The organism is Ignavibacterium sp. (genome assembly GCA_032027145.1).
GTDB lineage: Bacteria > Bacteroidota > Ignavibacteria > Ignavibacteriales > Ignavibacteriaceae > IGN3.
On the sequence record JAVSMP010000001.1, the window covers coordinates 85,853 to 101,669 of the forward strand.

Genomic DNA, 15,817 nt, shown 5'->3' on the forward strand with positions numbered 1-15,817 from the left:
CTTTAATAGTTTATTTAACTCTTGTACCATTTTTTACTGATTCAGATACATTTAAAACCTGTAAAGTTCCATCTGCAGCTTCAACTGCCAAAACCATACCTCTGGATTCCAACCCCATTAACTTTGCCGGCTGTAAATTTGCAACAATAATTACTTTTTTGCCAATCAATTTTTCGGGTTGATAATGTTTGGCAATACCTGCCACTACTTGTCTCTCTTCGTTTTCTAACTTTACTTTTAGTTTCAATAACTTATCGCTTTTAGGAACATTCTCAACTTCAATTACTTCGGCAACTCTTAATTGCGTCTTCATAAAATCATCATAAGAAACAAGATTAACTTTTTCTGTTTCAGATTCTGATTTGGGAATTTTATTTACCAGAGCCTCAATTTTTTCATCTTCAATTTTAGGAAAAAGAATTTCCACCTGATTTAACTGATGACCAGCTGCTAACTGAGGTTTACCGCTTTCTTTCCAATCAACCGGTTTTGAATTTAACATCACAAAAAGTTTTTCTGTAGAAAATGGAAGAACAGGATAAAAGAGTTCTGCCAGGGTATAAATCGCTTGTAAACAAATATTAAGAGCTGTTCCACATCTTTCTTTATCTGATTTTACTGTTTTCCATGGTTCAGAATCATTAAAATACTTGTTGCCATCGCGGGCAAGATTCATAATCTCATTTACGCCATCCCGGATCTTATACTTTTCAAAAAGATCAGCAACACGCTCCGGATATTCCGAAATTTCTTTAAGCATATCCTGATCAATCTTTTCAAGTTTTGCAATTGCAGGAACTCTTCCATCAAAATGTTTAAATACAAATGTAAAAGTCCGGTTGATAAAATTACCGAGTATATCAGCAAGCTCGCTGTTATTTCTCATCTGGAATTCTTTCCAGTAAAAATCTGTATCGCGGGTTTCAGGTAAATTCGCCGCAAGTGCATATCTCAATAAATCAGCCTGAAAGAGATTTAAAAATTCATCAACATCTATTCCCCAATTTCTGCTTTTTGAAAATTTCTTACCTTCAAAATTCAAGAATTCGTTTGCCGGAACATTTTGAGGCAGACAGTACTGTTCTTTTCCGTCTTCATTCCAAGCCATAAGTATCGCAGGAAAAATAAGCGTATGAAATACTACATTATCTTTTCCAATAAATGCGATGTATTTTGTATTTGTATCCAGCCAATATTTTTTCCAGAGATCGGGATCATTTTTTATTTGCGAAAATTCTTTAGTAGAAGAGATATATCCCAGAACTGCCTCGAACCAAACGTAAATAACCTTACCTTCAGCACCATCAACAGGAACCTTAACTCCCCAGTCAAGATCGCGGGTAATTGCTCTTTCCTTCAATCCATCTTTAAACCACCCGCGGCAATATTGAAGAACATTTTCTTTCCAGCCGTATTTTGTATTCATCTGATCTATATATTTTTCCAATGCAGGTTGATATTTACCAAGTGGAAAGAAGTAATGTGATGTTTCTTTTAATGTAGGAGTTGCACCGGTTATCTTACTTTTTGGATTTAACAATTCTGACGGATCGTAAAGTGAGCCGCAATTCTCACACTCATCACTTCTTGCTTCGATGTAGCCGCATTTAGGGCAAGTGCCTTCAACATAACGATCAGGCAAAAACATATTTGCTTTTTCATCAAAGAACTGAAGCGATTTTCTTTCAACAAACAATCCGCGGTTATAAAAATTTAAAAAGAATTCCTTTGCTGTCTCGTGATGAATTGGCAGGCTCGTCCGTGAATAATTGTCAAAACTCATCCCAAACTGTTCAAAAGCTTTCTTATTAGCTTCATGGTAACGGTCTATAATTATCTTAGGTGAAACTTTTTCTTTATCTGCACTAATTGTAATCGGAACACCATGTTCATCAGAGCCGCAAATATAAATTATATCGTCGCCGTTTAATCTTTTATATCTTACATAAATATCTGCCGGAAGATATGCGCCGCTCAAATGCCCAAGATGAATCTTTCCGTTTGCATAAGGCAGAGCAGATGTTACAATTATCTTTTCTTTAGCCACATTCAAAACCGCAAATGTTGATCGAATTGTTAATTTATAATTTTCAGGTGGAAAATATAAGAAAATTGTTGACTAAAATGGATAAAATTTAATGCTTCCTCACATCTTTGATGGGTAACAAAACGTTGTTTATTTTTGTTTACATCATAATTCTAAAGGTTTCTTATGAAAAAGTTTTTTCTGCTTATTTGTATTTCTTTTTTCTCCACCTCAATTCTCTTCTCTCAAACTACTCCAAAGTTTGTAACCGATTCACTTGATAATTATGTTTTACGTGGAATGAATAACTGGCAAATACCCGGAATCGCAGTTTTAATTGTTAAAGATGGAAAAATTGTTGTTTCAAAAGCTTATGGTGTTAAAGAGCTCGGGAAGAATGAATTGGTTGATGAGAACACTTTATTTTTAATTGGATCGAACACAAAAGCTTTTACAGGAACTGCATTGGCATTACTTGAGCAGGAAGGGAAATTAAAACTTGATGATAAAGTAATTACATATCTTCCTGACTTTAAAATGAAAGACCCTTGGATTACCAAAGATTTAACTCTTACAGATATTGTTACTCATAGAATGGGATATGAAACCTTTCAGGGAGATTTTATGTTCTGGGCTTCTGATTTAACAGCCGATGAAGTGATTGAAAAACTTGGCAGCACTACTCCCAAATATGATTTTAGAACTAAATATGGTTATACAAATGCCGGATATGCAATTGCAGGAAAAGTAATAAAAAAAGTATCCGGATTATCCTGGTCTGATTTTCTTAAAGAAAAAATCTTTAGTCCATTAAAGATGAACCGAACCGTTGCGTTGTCTGTTGATTTCAGTAAATCAGATAATGTTGCAAAACCACATACTATGTCAAATGATCAGATAACAGTTCTGCCTTTTGAATACATTGATAATATGGCTCCTTGCGGAAGTATTGGTTCATCTGTTTCGGATTTGAGTCATTGGCTTATTGCTCAGTTAGACAGCGGCAGATTTGATGGCGAAACAAAAATTCCTTTTGAAGTAATCAAACGAACTAGAAAACCCGAAACAATTATCGGAAGAGCAAGAAGACTTTATAACGAAGGTCATTTTAATTTGTACGGCTTGGGCTGGGCATTAACAGACTATGAAGGTACAGAGATTGTTTCACACACCGGTGCTGTAAATGGATTTTTATCTTCTGTTACATTGCTTCCTGAAGAAAATCTTGGTATTGCTGTTTTAACAAACTCAGATGCAAACAGTCTTTTCGAAATGCTCAAATGGGAAATTATTGATTCATATCTTGGATTACCCTACAGGAATTATGATGAGATAGGATTCAAAAGAAGTTCAGCAAGAGAAAAACAGACTTCCGGAATGATCACTCAATGGCAGGATTCTGTTAAACTGAATATAAAACCTCAAATACCTCTTTCAGATTTTGCAGGGAAATATAAACATGATGTCTATGGATTTGCCGAGCTTGAACTGAATGGAAACTCGTTGTTGTTAAAATTAGAACATCATTCTAAACTAACTGCAAAACTTGAATACATCGGCAGCAACAGATTCTTGTGCACATATTCAAATCCGACTTATGGAATAAAAGTTTTTCCGTTTGAAATTGAAAACGGCAAAATAAAATCTTTTACTTTGTTTGTTACAGAAGGATTGGACTTTCAGCCTTATAAATTTGTAAAACAATAAACATTGTTTAAACAAATCTTTAATAATGAAAGGAAGAAATTAGTGAACCCGATTTCTAAAAGGAATTGGGTTTGTGTAAATACAATTATAAGATTTATAAAAATTTTATTCCGCAAAGTTTTTCGCTTAAATCCCAGATCTGTTTTGCTTTAGCTAAATCATACGATTCATCAGAAGATCTTTTTTCTTTCTTTTCAAAAAAGAATTTACCTGTAACATTTTTAACTTGTTGCGAGGATGCAAGATAAATAACTGTTTCTGCACCTTGCCTGGGAGTTAATAACTGTCTTTTCGCAATGTAAAAAGCAATATGTTTTAGCCAGCGGATAAAACCCTCGTTCTTTGCAAAGTTAGTTGCAACTCCTCCGGGGTCTACGGCATTCATTACAATATTCGGATTATCATTTCTTTTTACAAATTCATAAGTGAATAAAACATTCGCAAGTTTTGATCTTCCGTAAACTAAACTACGATTATATTCTTTTGGAGAAACTAAATCATCTATATCAATCTGCTTTTCATAATGTGCAGATGATGAAACATTAATAATTCTTGCATCATCAGAGTTTTTCAGAAGGTCAAACAATAGATTCGTTAATAAAAAATGCCCAAGATGATTAGTTGCAAAAGTCAATTCAATTCCATCAGAACTCTTTTGATATTCACCAAATCGTGATCCTGCATTATTAATCAATACATCCAGCCGATCGTATTTTGATTTTATCTGCTCAGCAAATAATCTCACATCTTTTAATGATGAAATATCACATCTGATAAATTCTGAGTTGATTTTATAGTTTTTATTTAACAAATCAGAAAACTGTTTACCTTTATCTTCACTTCTTCCAGTCAGTATTAAATCAAATCCAAGCTTGGATAATTCTTTTGCTGCTGCTTTACCAATCCCGGATGTTGCACCAGTAATTAAACAAATTTTTTTCATTATAAAATATTATTTATTAAACGATGGCTTAAGTTATAAATCAAATATTAAAACTTCTAATCCTTTAACAGAGCAGCTTGTAACAACAGCAAATTACATTATGCAGTAAACGAATTTAGATTCACTCAGAATAGAGAGAGTTAATAATCTCTGAATAAAATGACTTTGATTCTTTAATAACTGTAAAAAGATAACTATCTGTTTTTACAGCAATAAAACTGAGAAATTTTTACCATAATCTTTTTGCTGACTGATTGATAAGTATTTATTAGCTCTTTTACTAATGGCATCATTTTGGCTATCATAATTTCTATTACACAAATCCAGTAAGAATTATTGTTATTTAAGAACTATTAATTCGTATATTAAAACAGAAAATACAATGTTTTGTATTAACTTTTACAAGGGAAATCCAATGGCTAAAATAAATTTTATTCTTTGGTCGTTAATAATTTCACTCCTTCTAGTTCCAGTTATTATTTCGCAGACAACCAAATCTTCAGAGAAGTTTTATAATTCTTCGTGGGAAAAAGCTGATTCATTAGAAAGAAGCGGACTTACAAGATCGGCACTTAAGGTTGTTGAAGAGATATTTGCATCTGCAAAAAAAGAAAAGCAATATCCTCAGTACATAAAAGCCGTTCTCTTTAAGCTGAAGTTTGCAAATTATGTTGAAGAGAACAGCCATATAAAGATTGTTAATGAAGTTAAGAAAGAAATTCAGGAATCATCATTCCCTTCAAATGCAATATTGAAATCAATACTTGCTGATATGTTTTGGGAATATTATAAAAACAATCGTTATAAATTTCTGCAAAGGACAGAAACCGTAAATTTTGGAAGCGAGGATTTTTCAACCTGGGATTTGAACAGGATCATAAGAGAGATAACAAAATATTATTTAGGTTCGATTGAAGACAAAGAAAAGCTACAAAATATTTCGTTAGAAGAATTTGAACCGATTTTAATTAATCAAGATTCAGACAATGCTCATCTGCGTCCTACCCTGTTTGATTTATTAACACATAAGGCTTTAGCTTTTTTCATAAGTGAGGAATCTGCCTTAACTCAGCCTGTTTATAAATTTGTATTAAACAACGAAAATGATTTTGCAGTTAATACAGAATTTATAAAAAATGTTTATACTACTAAAGACTCACTGTCACTTAAGTTTTATGCAATTCAGCTTTATCAAAAATTAATTGAGTTCCATTTATCCTCCGGAAATAATGAAGCATTGCTTGATGTTGATATTGCACGGCTAAATTTTGTTAAGCAAATCAGCATATTAAAAGATAAGAATAAGTTTTATTTCAGAACATTGCAGAATTTAGCTGAAAAACAAAAGGATTTTCCTCACTCATCATTAGCTTGTTTTTATCTTGCACAATACTATAAAGAGGAAGGAAATAAATACAATCCTGATGTTTCTGATGAATTTAAATGGCATACAAAAAAAGCATTACAAATATGCGATAGTATTGCGGTAAAATATCCCAAAACTATCGGCACATATAATTGTTTAAACTTAAAAATTGAAATATTAAGCAGATCAATTAGTCTGCAGATTGAAAAAGCAAACCTGCCCAGCGAACCTTTTAGAGTTTTAGTATCGTATAAAAATATAGAAAAGCTTTACATGAGAGTTATTGATTTGAATGATACTCTCGAAGCTGAAGTAAAATCCAAAGATGATGAACAAATGATTAAGATATATACTGCTCAGACTGCAATTAAAGAATGGTCGCTTAATTTGCCTGTTAAAGATGATTATCAAAATCATAAAACAGAAATAGTAATTCCATCTTTACCGGTTGGCAAATATTTAATTATGGCTGCAACTGATTCAAATTTCACTTACATAAAAAACGGAATAGCATATTGTAAAACCTGGGTTACAAATCTTAGCTTTATAAGAAGAAGTTTTCCTGATAATTTTGCAGAAATAATGGTGCTCGACAGGAAAACAGGTGAACCTATATCTGATGTTAATATTGAATTGTATAATACTGAATATAATCAGAGAATAGGAACATACCAGTATGTAAAATCTGATTCCGGCGAGACTGATTCAAAAGGTAGGTTTAAGTATAAGTCACTTAACTATCATTATTATTCGAATTATAAGGTTTTATTGGTAAAAGATAACGATGAATTCGACTCTGAAGACAATTATGATTATAGGTATTCAAGAGACAAGGAGTTACAAGAAGTCAATTCTGCATTATTCCTTGATAGAGCAATATACAGACCGGGACAGATTGTTTACTTCAAAGGTTTAATGTATAAAACTGATTATAAAAAAGACCATGATATCATTTCAGATAAAAGAACTACAGTAACACTTTATGATAATAACAAACAGAAAATTGCTGATACAACTTTAACAACAAATGAATTTGGAACTTTTAATGGACAATTAACCATTCCATTTGGAAGAATAGGCGGTAATTACTCTTTATCAAATGAGTTCACTACTAAAACATTCAAAGTTGAAGAATATAAAAGACCAAAATTTGAAGTTAAGTTTGAACCAATTAAAGGAAGCTATGCCCTGAATGAAAAAATTTCAGTAACAGGTTTTGCCAAAACTTTTTCTGGTGCAAACTTAAATGATGTTGAAGTTAAATTTCGAGTTTCTAGAATCACATCATTCCCTTTTTATAACTGGAGATACAGAAATTATTATAACTGGTATAATCGTAATTATTCATCCACTGAAATAGTTAACGGCACTATTAAAACCGATAATGAAGGAAAATTCATAGTTGAGTTCGATGCAATTCCGGATCTGGCGATTTTAAGAGAAACCAACCCGATTTTTAACTACTCAGTTTATGTTGATGTTGTAGATGCTACGGGTGAAACCCGTTCTGCTCAAACTAATATAAAAGCTGGCTATGTTGCTATAAATATTTATTCAGAAATTCCTGAAATTATAAACCAGAAATCAAATGATGAATATGCAATTAATACTATTAATCTGAATGGACAATTTGAACCAGCAGAAGTATTTATTGAAGTTTATAAGCTTAAAACTCCTGAAAGGGTATTTAGAAATAGACTATGGAGCAAACCAGATAGCTTTATTTTATCTGAATCAGAATTTTATAAGACGTTTGAATTTGATGTTTACAATGATGAGAATGAATATTTTAATTGGGAAAAAGACAGTTTAGTTTATCAAACAAATCTGATAACAAAAGAAAACTCGATTATCAGATTTGATGGAAAGAAAGCCTGGTATATAGGGAAGTATCTTGTAAATATTAAAACTAAGGACAAGAATGGAATTCCGGTTGAAATTACTAAATACTTTACATTGTTTAATCCAGATTCAAAAGAAATTCCTCTTAATAATACAATCTGGGTTCATCTGGATAGTAAAATTTATCAACCCGGTGATACTGCAAGACTGTATTTTGGTTCGGCTTTGAAAAATGTTAAAGCTCTGTTTGAAATCGAGCAGGATGGAAAACTTTTTGATGAAAAACTGATCGAGATAAACAATGAACAAAAAATTATTGAGATAGAAATTGAAGAGAAGCACAGAGGAAATATTGCTGTAAGTATTTCGTTAGTTATAAATAATGAAAACTTCTTAATTACTAGGCATATTATGGTTCCGTGGACTAATAAAAAATTAGATATCACGGTGGAAACATTCCGTGATAAAATAACGCCTGGAGTGCCGGAAAAATGGTCGTTTAAAATCCTTGATTTCAAAGGAAAGAATGCAGATGCAGAATTTCTCGCTTCAATGTATGATGCATCGTTAAATCAGTTTGCTGCTAATAACTGGTACTTTAATGTGCATCATGGGTTTAGCACAAAATTATTCTGGAACAGTTCAAACTGCTTTAGTACGAGTAATTCATCATTCTTTGCTATCAATTTTAACGAGCCTTATAAGTTTAATTTCGGAATTTTATATCCACAACTGGATAATTTCGGTTTTTCGTTTTATGGATTCGGTTACAGGAATAAGTATATCTATCAGCCGCCTAAAAAGAAAGAGAGAAAGGAGAAAGTATCATTTATTGAAGATAGCGAGTCTGATTATCTTAAAAGTTCGGTAAGTCTGGATGAAGTAATAGTTGTTTCTGAAAGACCTTTGATAGAAAAATCTTCTACAAATACTACGAGAATAGTTTCTAGTGATGAAATTCAACCTCTCCCAGTTAGAGGTGGGCGAGTAGATGAAGTTGGATATATTGTAGAAGGAATTTCACAAAACGAGATGGAAACTGCTGGTGAAAAATTAAAATTTGAAGGAATTGCCGCAAGAAAAAATCTTAACGAAACCGCTTTTTTCTTTCCAGAATTAAGAACAAATAAAAACGGTGAAGTAATAGTTTCGTTTACCACTCCCGAAACTTTAACCCGATGGAAGTTTATGGGCTTTTCTCATACAAAAGACCTTGAAGTAGGATTTATAACTAAAGAAACTGTTACTAAAAAGGATTTGATGATTCAGCCAAATCCGCCAAGATTTTTAAGAGAGGGTGATGAAATATATTTTACAGCAAAAGTTAGCAACCTTTCAGATGATTCACTCTCTGGGTCTGCAACTCTACAGCTTTTTGATGCTTTTACAATGCAGCCGGTTGATAATTTATTTGAGAATAATAAGTCCATAAAATCATTCAGTTTAGATAAGAATATGAGTGAGGCATTAAGCTGGAGATTGAAAATCCCGACTGGAATAACAGAAGCAATAGTTTATCGTGTGTTGGCTAAATCGGATAATTTTTCGGATGGTGAAGAAAATGCGCTACCAATTCTTACAAACAGAATGCTGGTTATAGAAACTTTGCCGCTTCCGGTAAATGCCAATCAGACAAAAAGTTTTGTGTTTGATAAATTAAAAAACAATACATCAACTACTCTGCAGAATTACAACTTAACACTCGAGTTTACTTCAAATCCTGCCTGGTATGCCATTCAGGCTCTGCCGTATCTTATGGAATATCCCTATGAATGCAGCGAACAAATATTCAGCCGTTATTATGCAAATAGTATTGCAGGTTTTATCGCAAACTCAAATCCAAAAATTAAAAAGGTATTTGATAGCTGGAAAACAACAGATAAAGATGCATTACTTTCTAATCTTGAAAAGAATCAAGAATTAAAATATGCTTTATTAGAAGAAACTCCGTGGGTATTAGAAGCACAAAATGAATCTGTAAGAAAAAGAAACATCGGATTATTGTTTGACCTTGTTAAGATGTCTGATGAACTTAAAAGAGCTGAAGATAAACTGAAAAAGCTTCAATACTCAAACGGCGGCTGGCCCTGGTTCGAAGGTTTACCGGAAAGTAATTATATAACTCAATATATTGTTGCTGGTATCGGACATCTTGAAAGACTTGGAATAAATAATTTCAGAGTTAATAATAACTTACTAAGTATGCTTCAGAAAGCAATCAGTTACATTGATTTAAAAATGTATGAAGAATATAAAAAATTAAAAAATTCAAAAATTAGTTTATATAAAAAAAATATAGGTTATAGTCAGATCCATTATCTTTATGGCAGAAGTTATTTCAATGATATACCTGTTGATAAAAAATATCAGGAAGCATTTGATTACTGGAAAAATCAAGCTGAAGACTACTGGCTTTCTAATAATAAATATATGCAGGGAATGATTGCTTTAGCTCTTTATCGATTTTCGGAAACAGAAATAGCCGGTGAAATAATTAAATCAATCATTGAAAATGCCGTTATGAATGATGAAATGGGAATGTACTTTAAGGAAGAAAGAGGCTGGTATTGGTATCAGGCACCAATCGAAACTCAGGCATTATTAATTGAAGCGGTGGATGAAATTACTAATGACCAAAAATCTGTTGATTTGATGAAAACTTGGCTGCTTAAAAATAAACAAACAAATGACTGGAAAACTACCACTGCAACTGCAAATGCTTGTTATGCACTTTTACTAAGAGGAACTGAATGGCTTGCTGAAACTCAATTGCCTGATATAAAAATCGGAGATGAAATACTGTATATCGAAAATAAGCCCGATTTACATATTGAACAAGGAACTGGATATTTTAAAACATCCTGGAAAGGTGATAATATAAAACCAGAGATGGCTGATATTACAGTAACAAATAAAAACAATATTGTTTCGTGGGGTGCACTATATTGGCAATATTTTGAGCAGCTTGATAAGATTACCTTTTCAGAAACTCCATTAAAAATTAATAAAAAATTGTTCTTGGAAATTGATACTGAAAGCGGTAAAAAAATTACTCCGATTGATGACAACACTGAATTGAATCCCGGAGATAAAATAATAGTAAGAATAGAAATCAGAGTGGATAGAAGTATGGAATACATCCATTTAAAAGATATGAGAGCAGCAGGATTAGAACCTATAAATGTTTTATCTACTCATAAACATCAGGATGGTTTATGGTATTATGAAAACACTAAAGACGCTGCAACAAATTTTTTCATCTATAACTTACCAGCCGGCACTTATGTTTTTGAATATCCATTAAGAGCAACTTATAAAGGCAATTTTTCAAATGGTATTACTTCAATTCAATGTATGTATGCTCCGGAATTTTCAAGTCATTCAGAAGGAAGCAGGATATCTATCAAATAAATTTTATTGTAAATGCTGTTTGTCCGATTAATCTGAACAAGCAGCATTACATCTAATCCGGCATTCTGCATTCTAAAATCGCATCAATTTTCGTTATCTTTTCGGCAATATTTTTAATAATTAATTGCATCGGAAATTGTATGATTAAAAAATTTTTCTTTACAAGCTTATTATTGCTTTCTGTTTTGTTTTCAGCAGAGACTTATTCCTGCACAAACTTTATTGTTACCAAAGGTGCAAGCACCGATGGTTCTGTTATGATTACTTATACTGCGGATTCTTTCGGATTCTATGGCGAGCTTTTTCACTATCCCGCAGCAGTTTATCAAAACGGCAACTGGTTGGAAATATATGAATGGGACAGCGGTAAGTTTCTCGGTAAAATCCCACAAGCTTCTGTTACTTACAATGTAATCGGAAATATGAATGAATATCAGGTTGTTATCGGTGAAACAACATTCGGCGGCAGAGAAGAACTTTCCAAACCAAATGGTATTATTGATTACGGTAGTTTAATGTATATCGCACTTCAAAGAAGTAAAACTGCACGCGAAGCAATTAAAATTATGACTGACCTTGTAAACGAATATGGCTATTACAGCAGCGGAGAATCTTTTTCAATTGCTGATGCAAACGAAGCCTGGATACTTGAAATGATCGGCAAGGGTGAAGGCGGTAAAGGAACTGTTTGGGTCGCAGTCAAAATACCGGATGGATATATTTCCGGTCATGCTAATCAGGCAAGGATTACAACATTTCCTTTAAATGATCCTGAAAACTGCTTGTATTCTCCGGACGTAATTTCATTTGCAAGAGAAAAGGGATACTTTACAGGAAAGGATTCTGAGTTTGATTTTTCTGCAGCTTATGCTCCTTTAGATTTTGGTGCAATAAGGTTTTGTGATGCAAGGGTGTGGTCTCTGTTCAGAAGATGCAATTTAGAAATGGATAAATATATTTCTTACATCCGCGGCGAATCGTTAGAGCGAATGCCTCTATATATCAAACCAGATAAGAAACTTTCAGTTCATGATGTTATGAGTTTAATGCGCGATCACTACGAAGGAACTGAACTTGATATGACTAAGGGAATTGCCTCCGGTCCATACCAAATGCCTTATCGCTGGAGACCTTTAACCTGGACTTATAACGGCGAAGAATATTTTAATGAACGACCTATCTCAACACCGCAAACAGGATTTTCATTTGTTTCTCAAGCACGTTCTTTTATACCGAGAGAAATTGGCGGAGTATTATGGTTTGGTGTTGATGATACTTATTTTACAGTCTATACTCCGATGTATGCATCAATGACAAAAGTACCGTATAATTTTTCTCACGGTGTTGGATCTTATTCAAAGTTTAGCTGGGACTCAGCATTTTGGGTTTTTAATTTTGTGGCAAACTTTTCGTATCCAAGATATTCATTGGTTTTAGATGATGTTCAAAAAGTACAGAACGAGCTTGAAGGAAAATTTCTTGCACAACAGGAAAATGTGGAATCAACTGCTTTGTCATTATTAAAGAACTCAAGAGGCGAAGCAATTGAATATCTGACAAACCATTCTTTAAACTCTGCCGCAATTACATTTACAAGTTGGAAAAAGCTTGGTGAAGATTTAATATTAAAATATATGGATGGGGTTGCAAAGACAGAGTTTTTCAGACCAAAGAACATTGGTTATCCTGATGAATTTAAAAAACTGATCGCTGAAGAATCAGGCGAAACACTTAAAATGAAACAGATATTCACAGACCATACTGCTGCTTATAATGAAAACATAAAAAAGGCTGATAAGCTTCTTAATGAGAAAAAATATTCCGATGCAAAATTACTTTATGAAAAAGCTTTGAGCATTAAACCATTTGAAGAATATCCCAAAACAAAAATTGAAAAAATAAATTCTATACTTAATACTATTGAAGAATTACATAAGAACACTTTTTAATCAGAGGAGAATAAAATGAGTGAAGAAAAAAAATTGACTGACAATTTCGAAAACGAAATTAAACTCTTGGATATGATCTATACCGATATGATTGAAGCTTTGCACCAAAGACCGGATGAAAACGATATTGAGGCAATTCGTCTTTACATAGATAATATCCGTGGAGTGTTTAACCGCACTGTTTTTAGAGTAACTGAGATAAAAAACAATCTGCAAAAAGATCAAAAACTTAAACATGAAACCTGGAATCCGCCTGCTTAGTTAAATCTTTTCTTTTTTCCTCCTCATAAAACCATTTAAACGGGAATTATGGGGAGGATATTGATTCTATTCTGTTCTTTAAACACAAAACTTTTTAGTAATTTTACATTAACATTTTTTAGAATTTAGGAGTTATAATGTCTCAAGAAGTAAAACTTGACGAGAAGCTGAACCTAAAAAAAGATTTTCCTGTTTCATCTTTTGATGAGTGGAAAAAGCAGGTTGAACAAGATCTTAAGGGCGAATCATTTGAGAAAAAACTTATCACTAAAACTTATGAAGGAATTGATCTCCAGCCAATTTATACTTCAAACGATATAAAAGATTTACCACAATTAAATTCTCTTCCGGGTTTTGATAATTATCTGCGTGGTAGTTTTGCCGCAGGTTTTAATGGAAGGGACTGGGAAATATCACAGGAATTTAATCAGGCTCTGCCTGAAGAAATTAATGATGCATTAATACATGATCTTAAACGAGGATTAAACTCTGTAAATATCCTGCTGGATAATCCAACTCAGCTTGGTTTGGATGCTGATCAATCTAAATCCGGTGAAGTTGGCAAAGATGGATTATCAATTTCAGGTGTTAGAAAGATGCTCGTTTTGTTCAAAGATATCGATCTTACAAATCAGCCAATTAATATTTCAGGTGGTTTTTCTGCTTTGCCAATCACTCTTCTGTTTAACGCCTATGCAAATGAAACAAGAACAAGTTTGATGAATATTAAAGGGTCAATCACTTCAGATCCTTATGATTATCTGTTAACAAAAGGTCAACTGCCGTTTTCATTCAAACAGATTTTTTATGAGATAAAATTAGCTACCGAGTTAATGATCAAATCAAATTCTGCAATCAAAACAATCGGAGTAAGCGGAACAGCATTTAATGATTCAGGTGCAAATGCTGTTCAGGAACTAGCCTTTACTCTTGCATCAGCAGTTGATTACTTAAATGAAATGACTTCTCAAGGATTAAATGCTGATGATGTTGCAAAGAGAATTAAATTTACTTTCAATATCGGTTCGTTTTATTTTATGGAAGCTGCAAAACTCCGTGCAGCAAGAATGCTTTGGAGTAAGATTCTTGAAGCATTCGGCGTTACTGAAGACAATCGTAAAATGTTCATACATTGTAAAGCATCTGGGTTTAATCAAACCTATTTTGATCCTTATGTAAATATGCTTCGCACAACAACCGAAGCTTTTTCTGCAATTGTTGGCGGTGCAGATTCAATTCATACAAATCCTTATGATGAATCGTTTAATCCGTCAGACAATTTTTCAAGAAGAATTGCGCGTAACACTCAGATAGTTTTAAAAGAAGAATCACACCTCGATCAGGTTATTGATCCTGCCGGCGGTTCTTATTTTGTTGAAAAACTAACCGATGATATTGCTGAAGCTGCATGGAAATTATTCCAAACGGTAGAAGAAAAAGGCGGAATGTTAGAAGCTATTAGATCTGGTTTTGTGCAGGAAGAAATAAACAAAGTTGCTGAAGCAAGAAAAAAAGATTTTGCAAAACGGAAATCTGTTCTTGTCGGAACAAATATGTATGCAAATCCAAAAGAAAAAGCAGTAGAAATAAAAAAGATTGATTACGATGCGATTTATAAAAAACGGGTTGAATATATCCAGAAATTCAGAATTACAGGTGAAGATAAAAAGCATAAAAGTATTTTGAATAAACTGCAAAAGATAGCTGATACAAAATCTTTTGACATGATTGAAGATGCTGTGGATGCTTTTATTGAAGGTGCTTCAATTGGTGAAGTTTCAAAATCAATTCGTGCCTCTGCCGAAAAAGGAATTTCAGTTAAGCCTTTAAAACTATTCCGGCTTGCAGAGATGTTTGAAGATGTAAAACTATCTGCCGAAAATTATAAATTAATAAACGGCAGTAAACCTAAAATATTTTTAGCAACGATGGGTCCGTTAAAACAATTTAAAGCACGCGCAGATTTTTCAAGAGCATTTTTTGAAGTAGGTGGATTTGAAATTGTTTATCCTAAAGGATTTAGTACAACCGATGAAGCTGTAAATGCAGCGATTGATTCAAAAGCTCAGGCTGTAGTTATCTGCTCAACCGATGATACATATCCTGAACTCGTTCCGCCTATCGTAAAAGGAATAAAAGAAAAATCAAAAAATGTTGCTGTGATACTTGCCGGTTATCCTAAAGATCAGGTTGAAGAACATAAAAAATCCGGAGTTGATGATTTTATTTATCTCGGCGCAGATGCGCATTTAATTTTAAGTAGTTTATTAAAAAGAATAACACAATAGAACGCGGATGACACAGATATTACG

Annotated in this window: 7 protein-coding genes; 5 read left to right on the forward strand and 2 right to left on the reverse strand. The window is 32.9% G+C overall.

Annotated features, from left to right (window positions below):
* Nucleotides 1–10: 10 nt before the first annotated feature.
* Nucleotides 11–2,047, reverse strand: coding sequence for a methionine--tRNA ligase (metG, locus tag ROY99_00350; GenBank protein ID MDT3694805.1), 2,037 nt, complete (start codon nucleotides 2,045–2,047; stop codon nucleotides 11–13).
* A 165-nt stretch (nucleotides 2,048–2,212) separates the two neighbouring features.
* On the opposite strand from metG, the gene ROY99_00355 reads away from it, so the two are divergent.
* Nucleotides 2,213–3,733 (forward strand): serine hydrolase, encoded by a 1,521-nt coding sequence (locus ROY99_00355; GenBank protein MDT3694806.1) that lies wholly within the window; start codon nucleotides 2,213–2,215, stop codon nucleotides 3,731–3,733.
* Nucleotides 3,734–3,827: 94 nt separating this feature from the next.
* On the opposite strand, the gene ROY99_00360 is transcribed toward ROY99_00355, so the two are convergent.
* On the reverse strand, nucleotides 3,828–4,676 hold the full coding sequence (locus tag ROY99_00360) for an SDR family oxidoreductase (protein MDT3694807.1): 849 nt from the start codon (nucleotides 4,674–4,676) through the stop codon (nucleotides 3,828–3,830).
* Between the two features lie 415 nt (nucleotides 4,677–5,091).
* Here ROY99_00360 and ROY99_00365 point away from each other — a divergent pair, with 415 nt between their 5' ends.
* The 4 genes from ROY99_00365 to ROY99_00380 all read left to right on the forward strand — a co-directional run bounded on the left by ROY99_00365 (nucleotide 5,092) and on the right by ROY99_00380 (nucleotide 15,793).
* Complete coding sequence (locus tag ROY99_00365) at nucleotides 5,092–11,295, forward strand: alpha-2-macroglobulin family protein (protein ID MDT3694808.1); 6,204 nt, start codon at nucleotides 5,092–5,094, stop codon at nucleotides 11,293–11,295.
* Nucleotides 11,296–11,435: 140 nt separating this feature from the next.
* Nucleotides 11,436–13,244: a C69 family dipeptidase gene (locus ROY99_00370; protein ID MDT3694809.1), complete on the forward strand. Its 1,809-nt coding sequence runs from the start codon at nucleotides 11,436–11,438 to the stop codon at nucleotides 13,242–13,244.
* Between the two features lie 15 nt (nucleotides 13,245–13,259).
* Nucleotides 13,260–13,505: a hypothetical protein gene (locus tag ROY99_00375; protein ID MDT3694810.1), complete on the forward strand. Its 246-nt coding sequence runs from the start codon at nucleotides 13,260–13,262 to the stop codon at nucleotides 13,503–13,505.
* A 137-nt stretch (nucleotides 13,506–13,642) separates the two neighbouring features.
* Nucleotides 13,643–15,793 carry a methylmalonyl-CoA mutase family protein gene (locus tag ROY99_00380; GenBank protein ID MDT3694811.1) on the forward strand — a complete coding sequence of 717 codons (2,151 nt, stop codon included), beginning with the start codon at nucleotides 13,643–13,645 and terminating at the stop codon, nucleotides 15,791–15,793.
* The last annotated feature ends 24 nt before the right edge of the window (nucleotides 15,794–15,817 follow it).